Genomic DNA, 228 nt, shown 5'->3' on the forward strand with positions numbered 1-228 from the left:
CCAGAAGCGGGAGGCATCGGGGTAGGTCGGCACGCCCTCGCACATCACCGTGGTGCCGCCATTGGCCAGCGGCCCGTAGACGATGTAGCTGTGCCCCGTCACCCAGCCCACATCCGCCGTGCACCAGTAGACATCGCCCTCATGCACGTCGAAGACGTATTTCTGGGTCATCGCCGCATAGAGCAGGTAGCCCCCCGAGGAATGCACCACCCCCTTGGGCTGCCCCGT

1 protein-coding gene is annotated in these 228 nt (G+C 65.8%); it reads right to left on the reverse strand.

Annotation, left to right across the window (positions count from 1 at the left end):
- A partial coding sequence (locus H2O73_RS24475) for an AMP-binding protein (protein WP_182110860.1) occupies window positions 1-228 on the reverse strand: 228 nt, incomplete at both ends.

The organism is Vibrio marinisediminis, from assembly GCF_014050145.1.
GTDB classification, from domain to species: domain Bacteria; phylum Pseudomonadota; class Gammaproteobacteria; order Enterobacterales; family Vibrionaceae; genus Vibrio; species Vibrio marinisediminis.